This window comes from Kocuria rosea (assembly GCF_006094695.1).
In the GTDB taxonomy this organism is placed as follows: domain Bacteria; phylum Actinomycetota; class Actinomycetes; order Actinomycetales; family Micrococcaceae; genus Kocuria; species Kocuria rosea.
Genome location: NZ_CP035103.1, coordinates 217,552 through 237,090, shown reverse-complemented (window position 1 = coordinate 237,090; position 19,539 = coordinate 217,552). Strand labels below are relative to the sequence as shown.

General features: G+C 73.8%; 18 protein-coding genes. 6 read left to right on the top strand and 12 right to left on the bottom strand.

Translation table 11 applies throughout. The features are described 5' to 3' along the window. The first annotated feature begins 79 nt into the window (after positions 1-79). Together ald and EQG70_RS01060 are read left to right on the top strand one after the other, a co-directional pair. Positions 80-1,201 carry an alanine dehydrogenase gene (gene ald / locus EQG70_RS01065; protein ID WP_109268992.1) on the top strand — a complete coding sequence of 374 codons (1,122 nt, stop codon included), beginning with the start codon at positions 80-82 and terminating at the stop codon, positions 1,199-1,201. 86 nt (positions 1,202-1,287) lie between these two features. Continuing rightward, entirely contained in the window at positions 1,288-2,388 is a 1,101-nt protein-coding gene (locus EQG70_RS01060; protein WP_109268993.1) for an alanine racemase, read from the top strand. An 82-nt stretch (positions 2,389-2,470) separates the two neighbouring features. On the opposite strand, the gene EQG70_RS01055 is transcribed toward EQG70_RS01060, so the two are convergent. Then, positions 2,471-4,018: a PTS ascorbate transporter subunit IIC gene (locus EQG70_RS01055; RefSeq protein ID WP_109268994.1), complete on the bottom strand. Its 1,548-nt coding sequence runs from the start codon at positions 4,016-4,018 to the stop codon at positions 2,471-2,473. Between the two features lie 14 nt (positions 4,019-4,032). After that, positions 4,033-4,857 (bottom strand): PTS sugar transporter subunit IIAB, encoded by an 825-nt coding sequence (locus EQG70_RS01050; RefSeq protein WP_017831893.1) that lies wholly within the window; start codon positions 4,855-4,857, stop codon positions 4,033-4,035. A gap of 185 nt (positions 4,858-5,042) precedes the next feature. Between EQG70_RS01050 and EQG70_RS01045 the strand changes: the two genes are divergently transcribed. Both EQG70_RS01045 and EQG70_RS01040 read left to right on the top strand, forming a co-directional pair. Continuing rightward, positions 5,043-6,257, top strand: coding sequence for an MFS transporter (locus EQG70_RS01045; RefSeq protein WP_109268995.1), 1,215 nt, complete (start codon positions 5,043-5,045; stop codon positions 6,255-6,257). Between the two features lie 184 nt (positions 6,258-6,441). Beyond that, on the top strand, positions 6,442-7,665 hold the full coding sequence (locus EQG70_RS01040) for a chorismate-binding protein (protein WP_095650700.1): 1,224 nt from the start codon (positions 6,442-6,444) through the stop codon (positions 7,663-7,665). A gap of 51 nt (positions 7,666-7,716) precedes the next feature. Here EQG70_RS01040 and EQG70_RS01035 read toward each other — a convergent pair whose 3' ends face one another. The 4 genes from EQG70_RS01035 to EQG70_RS01020 form a co-directional block, all read right to left on the bottom strand. Beyond that, on the bottom strand, positions 7,717-8,256 hold the full coding sequence (locus EQG70_RS01035) for a hypothetical protein (RefSeq protein ID WP_095650699.1): 540 nt from the start codon (positions 8,254-8,256) through the stop codon (positions 7,717-7,719). Between the two features lie 112 nt (positions 8,257-8,368). Next, on the bottom strand, positions 8,369-9,403 hold the full coding sequence (locus EQG70_RS01030) for a CNNM domain-containing protein (RefSeq protein ID WP_017831889.1): 1,035 nt from the start codon (positions 9,401-9,403) through the stop codon (positions 8,369-8,371). Continuing rightward, positions 9,400-10,818: a hemolysin family protein gene (locus EQG70_RS01025; RefSeq protein ID WP_017831888.1), complete on the bottom strand. Its 1,419-nt coding sequence runs from the start codon at positions 10,816-10,818 to the stop codon at positions 9,400-9,402. Before EQG70_RS01025 ends, EQG70_RS01030 begins: the two co-directional genes overlap by 4 nt. Positions 10,819-11,083: 265 nt before the next feature. After that, positions 11,084-11,458, bottom strand: coding sequence for a hypothetical protein (locus EQG70_RS01020; protein WP_109268996.1), 375 nt, complete (start codon positions 11,456-11,458; stop codon positions 11,084-11,086). A gap of 218 nt (positions 11,459-11,676) precedes the next feature. Between EQG70_RS01020 and EQG70_RS01015 the strand changes: the two genes are divergently transcribed. Continuing rightward, positions 11,677-13,080: a hemolysin family protein gene (locus EQG70_RS01015; protein ID WP_244296629.1), complete on the top strand. Its 1,404-nt coding sequence runs from the start codon at positions 11,677-11,679 to the stop codon at positions 13,078-13,080. After that, positions 13,077-14,123, top strand: a complete 1,047-nt coding sequence (locus EQG70_RS01010; protein ID WP_109268997.1) for a hemolysin family protein — start codon at positions 13,077-13,079, stop codon at positions 14,121-14,123. Before EQG70_RS01015 ends, EQG70_RS01010 begins: the two co-directional genes overlap by 4 nt. Positions 14,124-14,206: 83 nt before the next feature. Here EQG70_RS01010 and EQG70_RS01005 read toward each other — a convergent pair whose 3' ends face one another. The 6 genes from EQG70_RS01005 to EQG70_RS00980 form a co-directional block, all read right to left on the bottom strand. Then, on the bottom strand, positions 14,207-15,286 hold the full coding sequence (locus EQG70_RS01005) for a sensor histidine kinase (RefSeq protein ID WP_109268998.1): 1,080 nt from the start codon (positions 15,284-15,286) through the stop codon (positions 14,207-14,209). 53 nt (positions 15,287-15,339) lie between these two features. After that, positions 15,340-16,053 carry a response regulator transcription factor gene (locus EQG70_RS01000; RefSeq protein ID WP_031282190.1) on the bottom strand — a complete coding sequence of 238 codons (714 nt, stop codon included), beginning with the start codon at positions 16,051-16,053 and terminating at the stop codon, positions 15,340-15,342. 215 nt (positions 16,054-16,268) lie between these two features. Continuing rightward, positions 16,269-17,279 carry a metal ABC transporter substrate-binding protein gene (locus EQG70_RS00995; RefSeq protein ID WP_017831882.1) on the bottom strand — a complete coding sequence of 337 codons (1,011 nt, stop codon included), beginning with the start codon at positions 17,277-17,279 and terminating at the stop codon, positions 16,269-16,271. A 59-nt stretch (positions 17,280-17,338) separates the two neighbouring features. Then, a complete protein-coding gene (locus EQG70_RS00990) occupies positions 17,339-17,734 on the bottom strand; it encodes a Fur family transcriptional regulator (RefSeq protein WP_017831881.1) in 396 nt (131 codons plus the stop codon). Then, positions 17,731-18,642, bottom strand: coding sequence for a metal ABC transporter permease (locus EQG70_RS00985; RefSeq protein WP_035924571.1), 912 nt, complete (start codon positions 18,640-18,642; stop codon positions 17,731-17,733). The genes EQG70_RS00990 and EQG70_RS00985 overlap by 4 nt, the downstream gene beginning before the upstream one ends. Before the next feature lie 2 nt (positions 18,643-18,644). Further along, positions 18,645-19,466 (bottom strand): metal ABC transporter ATP-binding protein, encoded by an 822-nt coding sequence (locus EQG70_RS00980; RefSeq protein ID WP_052132750.1) that lies wholly within the window; start codon positions 19,464-19,466, stop codon positions 18,645-18,647. Positions 19,467-19,539: the final 73 nt, after the last annotated feature.

Sequence of the window (19,539 nt, the reverse complement as noted above, 5' to 3'; positions counted from 1 at the left end):
GCGAAAAAGCCCACGGACACGGCCGCAAACCGTAGCTTGATTCCACCCAGTCTACGTTTCCTGCGGAAGAAGGACCCCGATGATCGTCTCCGTCCCCCGTGAAGTGAAGAACAACGAGCACCGCGTGGCCATCACCGCCTCAGGGGTCCACGAACTGGTCGCCCACGGCCACCGCGTTCTCGTGGAGGCCGGCGCCGGCACCGGCTCGGGCATCCCCGACGAGGACTACACCGCCGCCGGGGCCGAGCTCGTGGCCGACGCCGACGAGCTGTGGGCCCGCGCCGACCTGGTGCTGAAGGTCAAGGAGCCCGTGGCCTCCGAGTACCACCGGTTCCGGCGGGGCCTGGTGCTGTTCACCTACCTGCACCTGGCCGCCGAGCCCGAGCTCACCGCGGCGCTGCTGGAGTCCGGGGTGACCGCCATCGCCTACGAGACCGTCCAGACCGCCGACCGGCGGCTGCCCCTGCTGGCCCCCATGAGCGAGGTCGCCGGCCGGCTGTCCGTCCAGGCCGGGGCCGCCGCCCTGACCGCCCCCGCCGGGGGCAAGGGCGTGCTGTTGGGCGGGGTGCCGGGGGTGCGCCCGGCCAAGGTCACCGTGATCGGCGCCGGGGTGGCCGGCACCAACGCCGCGGCGATGGCTGTCGGCCTGGGCGCGGAGGTCACCGTCCTGGACGTGAACGTGGACCGCCTGCGCGAGCTCGACGACCGGTACGCCGGCCGGTTGCGCACGGTCGCCTCGAACAGGTTCGAGATCGAGCGCTCGGTGACCGAGGCGGACCTCGTCGTGGGCTCCGTGCTGATCCCCGGCGCCAAGGCCCCGAAGCTGGTCACCAACGAGATGGTCGCCCGGATGAAGCCGGGCAGCGTCCTGGTGGACATCGCCGTGGACCAGGGCGGGTGCTTCGAGGACAGCCGCCCCACCACCCACCAGGACCCGGTCTTCACGGTGCACGACACCGTCTTCTACTGCGTGGCGAACATGCCCGGCGCGGTGCCGAACACCTCGACCTACGCGCTGACCAACGTCACGCTGCGCTACGCCGCGGCCCTGGCCGACCAGGGTGTCACCGCGGCGCTGGCGGCCGACCCCGCCCTGGCCGCCGGGCTCAACACGATGGCCGGGCACGTGACGCACCGCTCGGTCGGCGAGGCCCACGGCCTGGAGGTCGTCGACCGGTCGGAGCTGCTGCCCGCCGCCTGAGCCGCACGCCCGCGCCGGGAGCGTGGGCCCGCAGGTCCTAGCATGGGCAGAGCGCAGCAGATCAGCATCCCGGCACGAGGAGCCCCATGCACCGCATCCCCGAAGAGGTCGACACCCCGGACGTCCTGATCGACCGGGACGTGCTCGAGCGCAACATCGCGCGGATGGCCGCGGCCGTGCGCGAGCGGGGCCTGCTGCTGCGCCCGCACGCCAAGACGCACAAGGTCCCGGAGATCGCGGCGCTGCAGCTCGCCGCCGGCGCGGCCGGGCTGACCGTGGCCACGCTCGGGGAGGCCGAGGTCTTCGCCGCGCACGGGGCCGAGGACCTCTTCATCGCGTACCCGCTGTGGGTCGGCCCGCGCCAGGCGGAGCGCCTGCGCCGGCTGAGCGCCGCGGCCCGGATCAGCGTGGGGGTGGACTCCGCCGAGGCCGCCGCCGTCATGGGCGAGCAGCTGGGGGACGCGGCGGGGGACGTGGCCGTGGTCGTGGAGATCGACAGCGGCCACCACCGCAGCGGGGTCCGCCCGGAGGACGCCGCGGACGTCGCCCGGGCGGCGGCCCGGGCGGGGCTGCGCGTGGAGGGCGTCTTCACCTTCCCGGGCCACAGCTACGCCCCGGGCATGCCGGTCGAGGCGGCCGCGCAGGAGCAGCAGGCCCTGGACCGGGCGGCCGGGCAGCTGGCGGCCGCGGGCTTCGAGGTGCGGCGCCGCAGCGGCGGCTCCACGCCCAGCGCGCTACTGACCGACAGCGCCACGGCCACGGAGGTGCGGCCGGGGGTCTACGTCTTCGGCGACGCCCAGCAGCTGGAGCTCGGCCGGTGCGCCCTCGAGGACATCGCCCTCACCGTGGCTGCGACCGTGGTCAGCCGGCACGAGGGCGGCAACGGGGTGCCGCGGCGGACCGTTCTGGACGCCGGCAGCAAGGTCCTCGGCAGCGACCGGCCCGCCTGGGCCACCGGCTGCGGGCGGCTGATGGACCACCCGGACGCCCGGATCACGGCCCTGTCCGAGCACCACGCCACCGTCGTCTGGCCCGAGGACGCCCCGCTGCCCGCCCTCGGCGAGCGCCTGCGCGTCATCCCCAACCACGTGTGCCTGACCATGAACCTCGTCGACGACGTGGCCGTGGTGCGCGAGGGCGCCCTGCTGGAGCGCTGGACCGTGGCCGCGCGGGGCCGCAACTCCTGACCCCGCAGCCCGCCGGGCGCCCGCCGAACGATCCCGGGCACGGCGGATCGGCGCGAGGCTGCGGCGGAGCCGGCCCGGCGGCTCAGCGCGGGGGCGGCGGCGGAGCGGGCGCGCCCTTCGGCGGCGCGATCTTGGGGAACGAGCGGGCGGCCCCCGGGGCCGCCGCGTCCTCGGTCTCCGGGGCGCCCGCGGTCCCGGGCCAGGCGCGGCCGGCGGCCGGGTCCCAGTGGGTGTCGACCACCTTGCGCTGCACCGCGATCGCCAGCGCCAGCACGCCGAGCCCGACCAGGGAGATGACCACGATGCCGCCGACGGATCCGATCTTGGCGGCGGAGCCCACGGCGATCCCGAACCAGCCGAAGTCGGCGTCGCCGAAGGTGGTGTTCTCCTCCCCGAAGGCGCCCAGGACGGAGAGCAGGAACGCGGGCAGGAACGTGATGATCAGGCCGTTGACGAAGCCGCCGGCGAGGGCCCCGCGACGCCCTCCGGTCGCGTTGCCGTAGACGCCGGCCGCGCCGCCGGTGAAGAAGTGGGGCACCAGCCCCGGCAGGATCAGGGCGAGGCCGATGGTGGGGTTGAGCCAGACGGAGAGGACGAGCAGCCCGATCAGGCCTCCCACGAAGCTGGAGATGAAGCCCAGCAGCACGGCGTTCTGCGCGTAGGGGAAGACGATCGGGGCGTCGAGGGCCGGGATGGCGCCGGGGACGACCTTGGCGGCGATGCCCTGGAAGGCCGGGACGAGCTCGCCCAGGATGGTGCGCACGCCGAAGAGGATGACCGCCACGGCCACGCCGAACTGCAGGCCCTGGGTGATCGACATCATGATGTAGTTGCCGACCCCGGTGGCGCCGCCCTCGAACGCGGTGAAGGCCTCCTCGGTCCCGGCCCGGGCGAGGAAGAGCACGGCGAGGACCACGTACATCAGGGCCATGGACAGGGCGGTGGCCACCATGGAGTCGCGGAGGAAGCGCAGTCCCTCCGGCAGCTTCGTGTCCTCGGTGGACCGGCTCTTCTTCCCCACGACCTGGCCCACGGCGCCGGCGGCGATGTAGCCGGCGGTGCCGAAGTGCCCGATGGCGACGCTGTCGTCGCCGGTGATCCTGCGGGTCCACGGGTGGGCGAGCGCCGGGAGGGAGACCATGAGGATGCCGAGGAGCACGGCGCCCAGCACCACGGTCACCCAGCTGCCGTACCCGGCGGTGGCGAGGATGATGGTCAGCATCGTGGCCATGAACAGCACGTGGTGGCCGGTGAGGAAGACGTAGCGCAGCGGGGTGAAGCGGGCGAGCAGCAGGCTCACGGCGAAGCCGAGGATCATCAGCCACGCGACCTGGGCCCCGTACTCGGCCTGGGCGATCCCGGCGATGGCCTCGTTGGTGGGGATCACGCCCTGGGCCCCGGTGGCGCCCAGGATCATGGCGCCCAGGGGTTCCAGGGAGGCGACGACGAGGGTGGCCCCGGCGCCGATCAGCAGGAAGCCGAGGGTCGCCTTGATGGCGCCGCCGATGATCTGGCCGGTGCTCTTGCGCAGGGCGGCCAGGCCCACGGCGGTGATGATGCCGATGAGGAACGCCGGGACGGCGAGGATCTCGCTGACCAGGAACTCGGGGATGCTGACGAGCCAGTTCACGGGAACACCTGCTTCTAGACGTCGTAGAGCTCACGCAGGGCGGCGTCGAGCTCGGTGGTGCTGGTGAAGTTCTCGATCACCTTCACGGGGACGCCGACGTCCCCGAGGGTGCGGGCGATCTCCCCGGAGGTGAGGATCAGGTCGGCCTCCTTGGCCTTGCCGCGGGCCGAGATGGTGTCGGTCGCCTCGACCGTGAGGTACTTGCCCCACCCCCAGTGGTCGAGCACCTGCTCCAGGGTGTTCTTGAGGAACAGGCTGGTGCCGAGACCGTTGCCGCAGACGGTGAGGATCTTGTTGCGACTGTCCGGGCCCGCCTCCGCCGCTGTCGTCGCCGCCGGCTCCGCGGCCGGCGCCTCGTCCGTCGTCGACGGTCTCCCGGACGGCGCCGGGGCCTCCTCCGTCAGCACGGCGAGCACCTCCTCCGGGGTCCTCGCCTCGTCCAGGGCGGTCCGGGTCCTCGGCGAGCCCAGCAGCGTGGCCAGCGTCCGCATGGCCTGGAGGTGCTCCTTCTGGTCCTTCGCGGAGAGGGCGACGACGAGGGTCACGGGGTCGTTCGCCGCGTGCCCGAACTCCACCGGCCGGGCCAGCCGGACCCAGGACATCGCGGTGCGGTGGACCGCCTCCGAGGGCCGGGCGTGGGCGAAGGCGAAGCCCGGCGCCACCACGATGTACGGGCCGTTCTCCTCGACGCTGGTGATCATGGCCTGCGTGTACTCGGCACTGATGGCGCCCTGGCGCTCGAGGAGCCCACCGGCCAGCGCGATGGCGGCCCGCCAGTCCTCCGCCGGTTCGTCCAGGCAGATCGATCCGAGGTCCAGCAGCCGGCTGAGGTGAGACATACCTGACATGGTATCCCATTCCCGTCCATTTATGTGATCCACATCACATTCATTTTGGCCGATGCATGCGGGAACAGGGGAACCCGTCCCGAGGCCGGGGCCGGATCTGGCAGGCTGACAGGAGCACCTGCCCCGCCGGCAGGAGATCACTGCACCAGATCACCGCACTGTCGGGGAGGACCGAGATGAGCCAGCGCTCCGTGCCCGCGCACGCCCTGCCGTGGGTCGTCGTCGGCATCGTGCTCGTCGCCCTGAGCCTGCGCGGGCCGATCATCGCCCCGACCCCCGTGATCACCCAGCTCCAGTCCGACCTCGGGCTCTCGGCGGCGACCGCGGGCCTGCTCACGGGGCTGCCGGTGCTGCTGTTCGCCCTGGCCACCCCGCTGGCCTCGAAGCTCATCGGACGCTTCGGCCCGGAGGCCGCGGTCCTGGTGTGCCTGAGCGGCGTGCTGGCCGGGACCGTGGTCCGTTCGGCCGGTCCCGCCCCGGTGGTCCTGGCCGGCACCGTGGTCATCGGTGCTGCGATCGCCGTCGGCAACATCGTGGTCCCGGTGATCATCCGCCGCGACGTCCCCTGGCGCCGGATCCCCACGGTCACCGCCGCCTACACCGCCGCCCTCAATCTCGGGTCGATGATCACCGCCCTGGGCACCGCCCCGCTCGCCGCGCTGGTCGGCTGGCGCTGGGCGCTGGCCTCCTGGGGCGCGCTGACGCTGGCGGCCATGGTGTTCTGGCTGGTCGTGGCGCGCCGCCGGGCCGGCACGCCGCGCACCACCCCCGCCCCGGCCGAACCCGACACGGCCACGGGGGCGCTGCGGCAGGCCCGGGGCACCACGCAGATCCGGCGCATCGGCTGGTGGCTGACGCTGGCCTTCTGCGGGCAGGCCATCGCCTACTACTCCGTCACCGCGTGGCTGCCCACCCTGCTGGCCGACACCCGCGGACTGAGCCTGGCGGCCTCCGGGGCCGGGGCCTCCCTGTTCCAGGTCGCCGCCATCGCCGGGGCCCTCGGGGTGCCCCTCCTGGCCGCCCGCGCCCCGGCGTGGGCGCCGGTGGCCGTCATCGGGGCGCTGTGGATCACCCTTCCCGTCGGGCTGCTGATCGCCCCCGAGGGCTACCTCGTGTGGTCCGCCGTCGGCGGCATCGCCCAGGGCGGAGGCTTCACCACGATCTTCTCGATCGTCGCGCGCATCGTCCGGACCGACGCCGAGGCCGCCGCCACCTCCGCCCGCATCCAGGGCAGCGGCTACCTCGCCGCGACGGTCGGCCCGCCGCTGATCGGGGCGCTGAACTCCGGCACCGGCGGGTGGACCGTCCCGCTGCTGGTCGTCCTGGGTGCCACCGTGCTGTTCCTGGTCGGGGGGCTCCTGGCGGTCGCGGAGACGCGACGCCGCCGATAGGGGCACCACGAGCAGCCCGCCGCCGGGCACCGGGGACCGCGGGACGGCCGCGCCGCCGAGCACGCGGCCCCGGCTGCCGAATTAGGGCAGAGAAGTGTCAGCTAATCCGCGGACGGACTGCTACAGTCGAGCCACGAACCACTGAGGGTACCCTTACCCGTCCGCTCGACCGAAGGCTCCGCCCATGCTCCGTGGCACGACGCCCCCCGCCGGCACGCCCGTTCCCCTGCCCCGGGACGAGGCAGGGAGCGGCGCACGGGGCCTCGAGGGCGACTTCGCGTTCGCGGGCCGCCACGGGATCCTCCTCGCCCGCCGGGACCGGGAGCTGCCCGCCGGACGGATCACGGACGGCGGCGTGGATCCGGTCCTGGCCCGGCTGGACGAGGTCACTCGCGCGGTGGCCGGCACCCGGGCCGGCGGGGAGGCCCGGCCGGTGCTGTGCGGCACCATCCCCTTCGATCCGGACGAGCCGGCCGACCTGTTCCTCGCCGAGCGGCCCGTGTGGGCGCCCCGCCCCGCGCCCACGGCCCCGGTGCCCCTGGCGCGGCAGCTCGTGCCCGCCGCCCCGGCGCCGGACCCCGACCACCACGAGGCGCTCGCCGAGGCCCTGGACCGCATCGGCCGCGGCGCCGCCCCGCACCTGGTGCTGGCCCGCGCCCTGGACCTGCAGCTCTCCGCACCCGCGGACCTGGACCGGCTGTGGGAGGAGCTGGTGGCCCGCGCCGCCGGCGGCCACGCCTTCCTGGTGCGCCCCCGGGACGGCGGCACGGTCCTCGGTGCGGGCCCGGAGCTGACGGCCGAGGTGCGCCCGACCGGCTTCGCCTCCCACCCCCACACCGGCTGCGCCGCGCGCCACCCCACGGTCTCGGGCGACTCGGCCGCCCAGCAGTCCCTGCTGCGCTCCCCCGCCGCCCGGCGGCGGCACCAGCACGTCGTCGAGCACCAGGCCCGCCGCCTGGCACCGCTCGCCGCGTCCCTGCACGTGCCCGGGCAGCCCAGCGTGCCGGGCACCGACGCCGCCTGGCACCTGGCGACCCGTCTCACCGGCAGGCTGCACCGGGGCACCAGCGCGCTGCACGCCGCGGTGGCGCTGCACCGTGCGGCCGCCGGCGCCCCGGACCGGGAGACCCTGTCCCTGATCCGTGAGCTGGAGCCGCGGCCCCGCGGGGTCTTCGCGGGTCTGGTGGGCTGGACCGACGCCGCCGGGCACGGCCAGTGGGTGCCGGTCCTGCGCAGCGTCCACCTGCACGGCACGCGCGCCCGGCTGCACGCCGCCGCGGAGCTGGACGCCGCCTCCACCGTGGACGGTGCGCTGGCGGAGACGGCGGCGAACTTCGGCACGGTGCGGGCGGCGCTGGCGGCCGCCGGCGCGCCGGCGCGGACCGGCGCGGTCCCGCACGCCGCCTGACCCGTCACACCCGGGGAGCGGCACCGGCCCCCGTCACCGAGGGGCCGGCGGTCAGTCGAGCTCCACCACGGTGACCGGCAGGGGCAGGGACTCGGCGGTGAAGGTGGTCTGCTCGGAGAAGGGCACCCCCGCCTCGTCCCGGCCGAAGCACAGGGCGAGCACCTCCCCCGGCTCGGTGCCGGCCATGAGGGTCCAGTGCTGGCCGGCCGCGTCCACGGCGTGGGCCTGGTGGTCGAGGTCCGCCTCGCCCTCGACGTCGGCGAAGCGGGCCCGGTAGGCCTCCAGCTCCTCGGGGGTCTGGAGCACCCCGGCGGAGACGACCGCCTCCTCGTCGCCGGTGACGGCCGGGGCCACCGGATAGGCGATGCGGAACGGCGGCTCGAGGACCTCCAGCAGCTCCCGGGCGGGCGTGGCGTCGTCGCCGCGCAACCACAGCCGGCCCGTGCCGTCGACGAAGCCCGTGTACTCCTCGTCGTTGGGGTAGAAGCAGAGGAACCCCGAGCCCGGGATGCGCGCGGCCAGCCCGGTGAGGTCCGCGGCGTGCTCCACGGTCAGGAAGCGGGTGAGGGGCTCCAGCAGCAGGGGTTCCACGGGTGATGTCTCCTAGCGGGGCGGCGGGGCGGTGGGACGACGACGGGGCGGTCGCGCCCGGACGCTCTACGCTACGCCGCCGCCGCCCGGTCGTGGGACGGTCCCGTCCTCCTCACCGGCCCGTGGGCCTGTCGGCGGCGAGTTCCCGGGGCAGGACCCGCCGCAGGACGTCGGAGAGGGTGATCACTCCCACGAAGCGGCCCTCGTGCACGACAGCCGCGAACTGCTCCCCGGCCGCGCGGATCCGGGCCAGGGCCTCGTAGACCGGGGTGTCGGCGTCGAGCACGAACGCGGGGCGGGCCAGGTCCCGGACGGGCCGGTCCGGGGGCTCGAGCAGCGTGTCGCGCACGTGGACCACTCCGGGCGTGCCGGCGCCGGGGTCCTCCACGAGGATCCGCAGGTGCCCCGAGCGGGCGGCGGCCGCCTGCACGTCGGCCGCGGTGGCCCGGACCGGCACGGTGGTCGGCGTCGCGCCCGGTGCGACCAGCGCTTCGACGGTGAGCTGCTCGAGCTCGAGCACGCCGGAGAGCTGGGTGCGGAAGGACGGGTCGAGCGCGCCCACGGAGGCCGAGTGCTCGACGAGGTGCCGGATCGTGTCGACGTCCTGGCCGCCGACGGCCGCCCGGTCCACCGGGGTGACGCCGCTGGCCGCGACCAGCCGGTTGGCGATCGCGTTGACCCACACCAGCAGCGGCCGCACGACCCAGATGAAGCCGCGCGAGGGCACGCCGATGAGCTTGGCCGAGGTCTCCGGGTACGCGATCGCCCACGACTTGGGCGCCATCTCCCCCACCACGAGGTGGAGGAACGTCACGAACAGCAGGGAGAGACCGAAGGCGGCGCCGTCGGCCAGCCCCTCGGGCGCGCCCCAGGAAACGAACACGGGGCTGAGCCACGCGTCGACCGCCGGCTTGGTGACGGCGCCGAGGGCGAACGTGCACGCGGTGATGCCCAGCTGGGCGCCGGCGAGCATGATGGTCAGCTCGTTGATGCCGCGCAGGGCGGCGCGGGCGGCGCGGTTGGTCGCCGCCTCGGCCTCGAGCCGGTGGCGGCGCGCGCCCAGCAGGGCGAACTCGACGATGACGAAGAACGCGCTGAGCACGATGAGCAGCACGGTCACGGCGGTGACGACCAGGGGATCGCTCATCGGTCCTCCTCCTTCTCGGCGCCGGTCCGGGCGGTGGTGTTCTCCGCGGGGTCGGCGCCCTCGGCGGTGGTCTCGACGAGCCGCACGAGCAGCTCGCTGGGCACGTGCCGAGAGAGCTCGAGCACCTCGACGTCGAGCACCCGGTGGACGGGCCGGTCGAGGACGAGATCGCGGGGGTCGTCGGGCAGCTCGACCCGCACCACCTCCCCGGAGACCGGGAGCTCACCGCGCTGGGCGATGAGCAGGCCCGAGATGGTCTCGTAGTCGCCCTCGGGCAGCTCGTGGCCGACCGCGCGCTCGACCTCGTCGACGTGGATGTCGCCGGTCATCCGCCAGGTGTCCCCGTGCTCGGGCGTGATGGTGGCGGGCGGCTCGTCGTCGTGCTCGTCGGTGATCTCCCCGACCAGCTCCTCGGCCAGGTCCTCGACGGTCAGGATGCCGGCGAAGCCGCCGTACTCGTCGATCACGCAGGCGAGCTCGTTGCGCGACTCCGTCAGCTGCGCCAGTGCGTCCGGCAGCGACATGAGCGTGGGCAGCACCAGCGGGGGCGCCATCATGGTCGAGACCGCGGCGTCATCGGGCACGCCGCCGCGCAGCAGATCGGCGAGCTGGACGACGCCGAGGGGCTCCTCGGTCGCGGAGATCACCGGGTAGCGGGTGTGCTCCTGCGCCATGAGGACGCGCAGCTCGCCCACGGTGGTGTCCGGGGAGACCGTGCCGACCTGCGACCGCGGGATCATGGCGTGCTCCACGTCCTGGTCGGGGAAGTCGATGATGCGGTCGATGAGCACCGACAGCTCCTCGGGCAGGTCCCCGCTCTCGCGGGAGTCGGCGACGATGCGCTCGAGGTCCTCCACGGTCGCGGTCGTGTCGACGTCGTGCACCGGCTCGATCCGGAACAGCCGGAGCAGCGCGTTGGCGGCGTGGTCGAACACGGTGATCAGCCACCCGAAGAGGCCGAGGTAGATCGTGGTGGAGCGGGCCAGTCCGCGGGCGAGCGGTTCGGCGTTGGCGATCGCCAGGTTCTTCGGGTACAGCTCCCCGAAGATCATCTGCACGACGGCGGCCACGACCAGCGCGCCCACCGTCCCCACCGAGATGCTCAGCGCGGCCGGCACCCCGGCGGCGCCGAGCAGCACGCCCACGGACTCCCCCACCATGGGCTCGGCCACGTAGCCGATGAGCAGACCGGTGACGGTGATGCCCAGCTGGGCGCCCGAGAGCATGAAGGAGGTGCGGCGCGTGACCTTCAGGGCGCGCTGGGCGGCCTTGTCGCCGGCCTCGGCGCGCGCGCCGAGCTTGACGCGGTCGACCGACATGTAGGCGAACTCCTGGGCCACGAAGTACCCGTTGGCGGCGATGATCGCCAGGATCACGACGATGCCGAGGAGCAGGGTGAGAATCGCTCCGATCATCGGGGGCTCACTCCTGGATCGGGAGAGCCGGGCCGGAGCCTGCGGCGGGGGTCAGCTGTTGCGGGAAAAGGACAACTGTCGCCCGGGTCGTCGGACGACCCGGGTCTCGCAGGCGATGGGCCCATCGGGCTGGTTCACGCTCTCCATGATCGGGGGTCTGGAACGCCTCACAGTCTATTTGCCGTCGGACGCCCCCACGTGACGACGCCCCACATTCCGGGCTGACGCACAGGTTCGGCGGTGGACGTGGGCATCTGGCCCGGGCCTACAGGAACACCGGCATCAGCAGTCCCAGGAGCACGAGGCCTGCCCCGCAGACCGCCAGCGCCCAGACCGGGCGGTGCGGGGTGCTCAGTCTCCACTGCTCGGGGTGCCGGGAGTGGAACCAGACGACCACCTCGGCCCCGGGCGCGGGAGCGGGCACCGGCGGGTGGTGCCAGGGCTCCTCGTGGATCTCGTAGCGCGTGGTGTGCCAGCGCAGGTAGCACGCCCCGTCCCGCAGGACGTGGATCGCCTCGGTCCGGTGCCACCGGGCGTGCAGGCAGCGGATGATCACGGCCGCCGCCACCAGGGCCAGACCGGCGTTGGTCGCGGCGGCGCCGAGCACCTCGAGCAGGGCCGCTCCACTGAGTCCGGTCACGGCCCGAGCCTACTGGCGGGCTGTGCCGGTGCTCGTGCGCCGGGCATCTTTCCCAGCCTTCTCCCGGTTGGGATTGCTAGATTTCCTGGTTCCCGCGGCCTGATGCTGGGCCGCCCTGTGCACGAGTGAGATACGGAGATCATGAGCGCCCACTGCGACGCGCCCTGTGACAGACCCTGGCCTTCGGGCCGTGCAGATGTGACGAGGTGGTGGGGCTGATGGAAGTCCTGTCGATCCTCCTCGGGGTGACCCTGATCGCCGCCTGCGGAGCCTTCGTGGCCGCCGAGTTCTCGCTGATCACCGTCAACCGCAACGACGTCGAGGCCGCCGCGGCCACCGGTGACCGCCGTTCGGGCGGGGTGCTGCGGGCGATGAAGACCCTGTCCACGCAGCTCTCCGGGGCGCAGCTGGGCATCACCGTGACGAACCTGGGCATCGGCTTCCTGGCCGAGCCGGCCATCGCCGCCCTGATCGTGGGTCCGCTCACCGGCGCCGGGCTGTCCCCGGTGGCGGCCCGCTCCACCTCCGTCGTGCTGGCGCTGGTGCTGGCGACCGGCCTGACCATGATCTTCGGGGAGCTGGTGCCCAAGAACCTGGCCATCTCCAGGCCGCTGGCCACCGCGCGTGCGGTGAGCGGGTTCCAGCGCGGCTTCACCAAGGCCCTGGCCTGGCCGATCCGGCTGTTCAACGGCAACGCCAACCGCATCGTGCGCGCCCTCGGGGTCGAGCCGCAGGAGGAGCTGGCCTCGACCCGCTCTCCCGAGGAGCTCGCCGGGCTGGTGCGCCACTCCGCCGAGCGGGGGGCGCTGGCCGCGGCCACCGCCGAGCTGGTCGAGCGCTCCTTCGCCTTCGGCGACCGCCGCGCCCACGACGTGATGACCCCCCGGGGTCAGATGACCACCCTGGCCCCGGACGCGTCCGTGCACGAGCTGCTGGCCGCGGCCAAGGCCTCGGGGCACTCCCGCTTCCCCGTCCTCGACGCGGACGAGGGCGCGGTCCTGGGCCAGGTGCACGTGCGCCACGGCCTGGCCGTGCCCTACCGCGAGCGGAACGCCGTTACCGTGGGAACGGTCATGGACGAGGTGACCTTCGTCCCGGACACGGTGGAGCTGGACGAGCTGATGGACACCCTGCGCGCCGGGGGCCTGCAGATGGCGGTGCTGATCGACGAGTTCGGCGACACCGCCGGGCTGGTCACCCTGGAGGACCTGGTCGAGGAGCTCGTCGGAGAGGTGCGCGACGAGCACGACCCCGAGCCGGAGCCCGTCACGGTGGAGCCGGACGGGTCCTGGGACCTCTCCGCGGCGCTGCGCCCGGACGAGGCGGCCGAGCACCTCGGCGCGGCGGTCCCCGAGCACGAGGACTACGAGACCCTCGCCGGGCTCGTGACCCTGCACCTGGGCCGACTGGCCGAGGTCGGGGACCGGGTCACGGTGGCGGCCGCCCCCGCGCCCGGTGAACCGGAGGCCACGATCACCTTCGAGGTCACCGCGCTGGACGTCCACCGCATCACCGCGGTGCACGCCCGCGTCCACCGCCCCGGTGACGGGACGGCACCCGAGGACGGCGCGGAGGACCGCGCCGTGGAAGTGCCCGCCCACCAGAAGGAGTCCGTCCGATGAGCGAGGTCACCGGCCTGATCCTGACCGTGGTGCTCCTGGGCGCCAACGCGTTCTTCGTCGGCGCGGAGTTCGCCCTGATCTCCGCCCGCCGCACCATCATCGAGCCCAGGGCGCTGTCCGGGTCCTGGGCCGCGAAGGTGACCCTGGGGGCCATGGAGAACGTCTCGCTGATGATGGCCGGCGCACAGCTGGGCATCACCATCTGCTCCCTGGCCCTGGGCTACATCAGCGAACCGGCCATCGCCCACCTGCTGGAGGTGCCCTTCGCCGCGATCGGCGTCCCGGAGGCCTTCGTGCACCCGATCGCCTTCGCGATCGCCCTGTCCCTGGTGACCTACCTGCACGTGGTGTTCGGGGAGATGGTGCCCAAGAACATCGCCCTGGCCGGCCCGGAGCGCATGGCCGTGGTCCTGGCCCCCGTCCTGGTGGGCATCGTCACCGCGCTGCGCCCGCTGCTGTGGGTGCTCAACGGCGTCGCCAACGTGATCCTGCGGCTGCTGAAGGTGGAGCCCAAGGACGAGGTCACCTCGGTGTTCACCCGTGACGAGGTCGCGGCCCTGGTCGAGGAGTCCCGCCACGGCGGTCTGCTGGAGGCCAACGACGAGCGGCTGCTGCTGGGGGCCCTGACCTTCGAGCAGCGCAGCGTGACCGGGATCGTGATCCCGCTGGACGGGGTCACCACCCTGCCCGCCGGGGTCACCCCCGCCCAGGCCGAGACGGTGGCCGCCGGAGGGTTCTCCCGGTTCCCCATCTTCGACGTCTTCGGGGAGCTCGCCGGGTACGTGCACATCAAGGACCTGATCGAGATCGACGAGGCCGCCCGGGACACCCCGATCGACCCGTCCCTGATCCGCGCGCTGCCCACGATCGACCGGGACGTGCCCCTGCGCCGGGCCCTGGCCCTGATGCAGAACTCCGGGGCCCACCTCGGCCTCGTGCTCGACGGGCGCGGCAGGACCGAGGGCATCGTCACCCTGGAGGACATGCTCGAGGAGCTCGTCGGGCAGATCCGCGACGACAGCCGCACGCTCAGGACCGTCTGAGCCCGCGGGCGGAAGCACCGGCCCCGCGTGCAGGCCCCGAGAGACCGGCGGCGGGCCCGGAGGTCGCCGGCCGTCCGGCGGGCTCAGCCGGCGGGGCGACGGCGGGGCAGGTGGATCCGGAAGCTGGCGCCGCGGCCGGGGCCGTCACTGGCGGCCTCCAAAGTTCCGCCCTGGGCCTCGACGAGGGCCCTGCTGATCGCCAGGCCCAGCCCCGAGCCGCCGCGGTGGGCCTCCCGGCCGGTGTTCGCGCGGTAGAAGCGCTCGAAGACGTGCGGGAGGCCCTCCGCGCTGATGCCCTCCCCGGTGTCGGTGACGGTGTAGGTGACCGCCTCGGCGGTGTGGTCGGTGCGCAGGACGATGGCGCCCCCGGTCGGGGTGTGGCGCAGGGCGTTCTCCAGCAGATTGCTCAGCACCTGGCCCATCCGCTCCGGGTCCAGCGGCACCGGGGCGGTCTCCGGGCCGGTGCTCACCGAGGTGATCGAGACACCCTTGCCGGCGGCGTCGGGCTCGATGGCCGCGACCGCCTGGTCCGCCAGGTGCCGGGGGTCCTGGAGGGTGAGCTGCGGCCGGGTCATGCCCTCTTCGGCGGCGGTGAGCTGGCGGATGTCGCGGGCCAGGCGCTCCAGGCGGGTGATCTGGGCGTTGAGGATCCCGGTGGTGTGCTCGTCGAGGGCGACCACCCCGTCCTCGACTCCTTCCAGATGGCCCTTGAGGCTGGCCAGCGGGGTGCGCATCTCGTGGGCCAGGTCGGCGAGCATCTGGCGCCGCGTGGTGTCCACCGCACTGAGCTTGGCGGCCATCCCGTTGAAGGAGCCGGCCAGGGCGTCGAACTCCGGCCCCAGCGCGGCGGAGGTCACGCGCACGCCGTAGTTGCCCGCGGCCACCTCTTCGGCCGCGGTGCTGAAGGACGCCAGGGACCGCCCGATGGTGCGGTAGAGGTAGAAGCTGAGCAGCCCGGCGATGCAGAGGGCCGTGAGCCCGCCGATGGCCAGGGCCATCAGACTCACCGAGCGGAAGGCGTCCTCCAGGTGATCCAGTCCGTCGGCCTCGTCGTAGTGACCGGCGTCGATGAGCTCTTCGTGGAACATGTCCGGCCCGACCAGGACCGCGGTGATCATCACGATCACCAGCCCGCTGAGCAGCACCGAGGTCTGTGCCAGCATCAACCGCACGGTCAGCGATCTCCATGACCGGGTCCGGGACGGGGCACTGGTGCTCACCGTCCGGCCCCCATCCGGTAGCCGACGCCGCGGATGGTCTGGATGAACTTCGGGCCGGCGGCCTCGTCGCCGAGCTTCTTGCGGATCCGCCCGATGTGCACGTCCACCAGGTGTGCGTCACCGGTCCAAGCGGCGTCCCAGACCATCTCCACCAGCTGCCGGCGCGAGAGCACCACCTGCGGGTGGGCCGCCAGGGCGGCCAGCAGGTCGAACTCGATCCGGGTCAGCGCCACCGGCTCCCCGCCCACGCGGACCTCCCGGGCGGCCTCGTCCACCACCAGGTCCCCGACCACGAGCTCCCGGTCCGGCCCCGCCGGGGCGGGTGCGGGGCCGGTGCGGGCCCGGCGCAGCATGGCCTGGACCCGGGCCACGAGCTCGCGCGGGCTGAACGGCTTGGTCACGTAGTCGTCGGCTCCCACCGACAGGCCCACGATCTTGTCGATCTCGTCGTCGCGGGCGGTGAGCATCAGCACGTGGCAGTCGGAGAAGGTCCGCACCTGACGGCACACCTCGACCCCGTCGATCCCGGGCAGCCCCAGATCCAGCACGAGGACCTGTGGCGCGAAGTCCCGCACGGCGGCCACCGCGTCGGTGCCGTCGTGCCGCACCGCGACGTCGAGTCCGGCCTTGCGCAGGTATCCCGCGACGAGCTGCGCCAGGTCGACCTCGTCGTCGACCACCAGCACACGACCCGCGGGAGGTGAGGACATCGTGGCTCCTTCGTCGGCGGCGCCCGCTCAGGTCCGGGCGGGGCCCGGGTCCACCGCGTCATGGTGCGGAGAGGCTGCGCCCACGGTGGTCCCCGTCGTCCTGTTCACGGTTCCCATTCTCCCCCACCGCGCCCGTGCGCGGTGGGGGACCGCCGGATCCGTCTCGGGACGGTCCATCACCTCGCGGGCGTCCCGGCGGAGGCGGCTGCGCAGCCCTAGGCGCAGTCCAGGGCGGTGCGCAGCGCCTCGAGGTTGTTGCGCATGACCTGCTGGTAGTCGGCGTTCTCGTCGGACTGGTTCTCCACCGGGTCCAGGACCGCCGTCTCGATCCCGTGCTCGGCCGCCAGGGTCTCGGCGACCTTCGGGTTGACCAGGGACTCCGAGAACACCGTGGTGACGCCCTCGGCCTCGACCACCTTGCCGATCTCGGCCAGCCGGGCCGGGGAGGGCTCGGTGTCGGGGTCGAGCCCGGCGATGGCCACCTGCTCGAGGTCGTACTTGTCCGCCAGGTATCCGTAGGCGTCGTGGGAGACCACGATGGTGTCCCGCTCACAGGTGGCCAGCCCCGCGACGAACTCCTCGTCCAGGGCGGCCAGCTCCGTGGCCAGCTCCTCGGCGTTGGACTCGTAGGTCTCGGCGTTGTCCGGGTCGACCTCGGCCAGCTCGTGGGCGACCTCCGTGGCCACCGCGGCGAGCCGGTCGGGGTCCAGCCAGAAGTGCGGGTCCTCCCCGCCGTGGTCGTGCCCGTGGTCGTCCTCGGCGTGCGGCTCCTCGGCGGAGGCCTCGTCGCCGTGGGCCTCCTCGCTGTGCGCCTCCTCCGCGGCCCCGTGCTCCTCGGCGGAGTGGGCCTCCTCGCCCTCCACCCCGGCGTGCACCGCGTCGAGGGCGTGCTCGGGGGCGGCCTGGGCCACGGCGTCGTCGACCGCCGGCTGGAAACCGGAGAGGTACACCACGGCGTCCGCGGTGCGCAGTCCGTCGACGGCGGCCGGGGACAGCTCCAGGTCGTGCGGCTCGGCCCCGGCGGGGGTCAACGAGTCCACCTGCACGAGGTCCCCGCCGACGCGCTCGGTGACGTACTGCAGCGGGTAGAAGGAGGCCTGCACGCTCAGGGTCCCGCTCGATCCCCCGCCGGCGGCCGACGGGTCGCCCGAGCCGGAGGCGCAGGAGGACAGGGCGAGAGCGGCGGTCAGGGACAGCGGGACGGCGAGGGCACGCGACAGGGTCATGAGAACAATTCTCAGTCAATCTGAGAATCATTGTCAAAACGGCCGCGATGGGCCGACCCTCAGACGTCGTGCCGGCACGCCTCGCAGGTCCCGTGGAGCTCGATGGCGTGGGAGACCTCGGTGAACCCGTGCCGGCGGGCGGTCTGGGCGGCCCACCGCTCGACGGCGGTCTCGGCCACCTCCACGGTGCGGCCGCAGCGGCGGCACACCAGGTGGTGGTGGTGCTCGGTGCGCCGGCACCGGCGGTACCGGGTCTCCCCGCCGGGGGCGGCGAGGGCGTCGACCTCCCCGGCCTCGGCCAGGGCGCCGAGGTTGCGGTAGACGGTGGCGAGGGAGACGGACTCCCCCTGCTCCCCCAGCAGGGCGTGGAGCTGCTGGGCGGAGCGGAACTCCGGGGTCCGTTCGAGCAGCTCGGCCAGGGCGGAGCGCTGCCGGGTGGTCCGGGACACGGTCACGCCCCTCGCAGCTGGAGGTCGTCCTCGACGTCGTGGAGGCGATCCGGCGCGCCGTGGCGCCGGGCGCGCCCCAGGAGGGGGCGGAGGAGCAGCGCCAGCACGTAGCAGGCGATGGCCAGCACCACGATCGTGGCCCCGGGGGACAGCGGGTGGAAGTAGGTGATGGACAGGCCGGTGACGCAGACCCCGACCCCGACGGCCATGGCCGTCCCCATGGTCCCGGCGAAGGAGCGGGTGACCAGCTGGGCCACGGCCACCGGGACGATCATCACGGCGGAGACCAGGAGGACGCCGACCACGCGCATCGACACGGAGACGGTCAGGGCGGCCATGACGGCCACCATGATGTTCAGCGCCCGCACCGGCAGACCGGTGGCGAGGGCGAACTCCTCGTCGTGGCACAGGGAGAACAGCGCCGGGCGCAGTCCGAGCCCGAGGCCGAGGACCACCGCGGCCAGCCCGGCGGTGAGCCAGACGTCCAGGGGGGTGACGGTGGCGATGGACCCGAAGAGGTAGCCGGTGAGGTTCGCCGACGTGCCGCCGGCCAGCCCGATCAGCAGCACGCCACCGGCGATGCCGCCGTAGAACAGCAGGGCCAGCGCCACGTCGCCGCTGGTGCGCCCCTTGGTGCGCATCACCTCGATGAGCACCGCGCCGATGACCGCGGCGACCACCGCCCCGGGCACGGCGAGGGCGTCGTGCGGGGTGAGTCCGGCCGCCGAGCCGGCCAGCCAGCCCATAGCAACCCCGGTCAGGGCGACGTGGCCGATGCCGTCGCCGAGCAGCGCCAGGCGCCGCTGGACCAGGTAGGTGCCGATCACCGGCGCGGAGACGCCCACGAGGGCGGCGATCAGCAGGCCGCGCTGCATCAGCGGACTGGCCAGCATGGCGGCGAGGGTCTCGATCATGGTCACTGGGGCTTTCCGTGGAGATCGGGGGCGGTCGGGACGGCGGAGTGCTCGTCCCCGTGGGGGTGCAGGTGCTCGTGATCGGGGGCGTCGTGCCCGGGGGCCGGCAGCGGAGGGCTGCCGTCGTGGACGATGCGCCCGTGGCGCAGCACCACGGCGCGGTCCAGCAGGGGGGCCAGCTCGCCCAGCTCGTGGAGCACCACCAGGAGCGTGGTGCCGTCGGCCTGCAGCTGGGCCAGGATGCGGGCCATGGCCTCCTTGGAGACCTGGTCCACCCCGGACAGGGGCTCGTCCAGCAGCAGCAGCCGGGGCCGCCGCACCAGCGCCCGGGCGATCAGCACCCGCTGCTGCTGGCCGCCGGAGAAGATCGCCACGCTCTCGCGCGCCCGGTCGGCCAGTCCCACCTGCTCCAGGGCGTCGAGGCACGCGCGCCGGGCCCCGGGGCCGGGGCGGAGGCGCCGGTGTCCCGTCAGCCCCGAGGCCACGACCTCGAGCGCGGTGGCCGGCACCCCGGCGCCGACGCCGACGCGCTGGGGGACGTAGCCGATGCGCGACCACGGCACGGCCCGGCGCGCGCCGGTGACGTCGGCGCCGAACAGCCGGGCCTCGCCGGAGTCGACGGGCACGATGCCGAGCAGGGACTTGATGAGGGTCGACTTCCCGGAGCCGTTGCCGCCCATGAGTGCGACGGCCTCGCCCTCGGCCACAGCGAGGTCGACCCCGCGCAGCACCGGAGTGGCGCCGAGGACCACGGTGAGGTCCTCCGTGCGGATCGCCGAGCGGTCCGCGGGGGCCGGTGCCTCCGGCGTGGATCGAAGTTTCATGAGAGCCATTCTCAAGAAAATGAGAACGATGGTCAATTCGGCACCGGTTCCGCGGCGGACCGGTGCCGCCGGG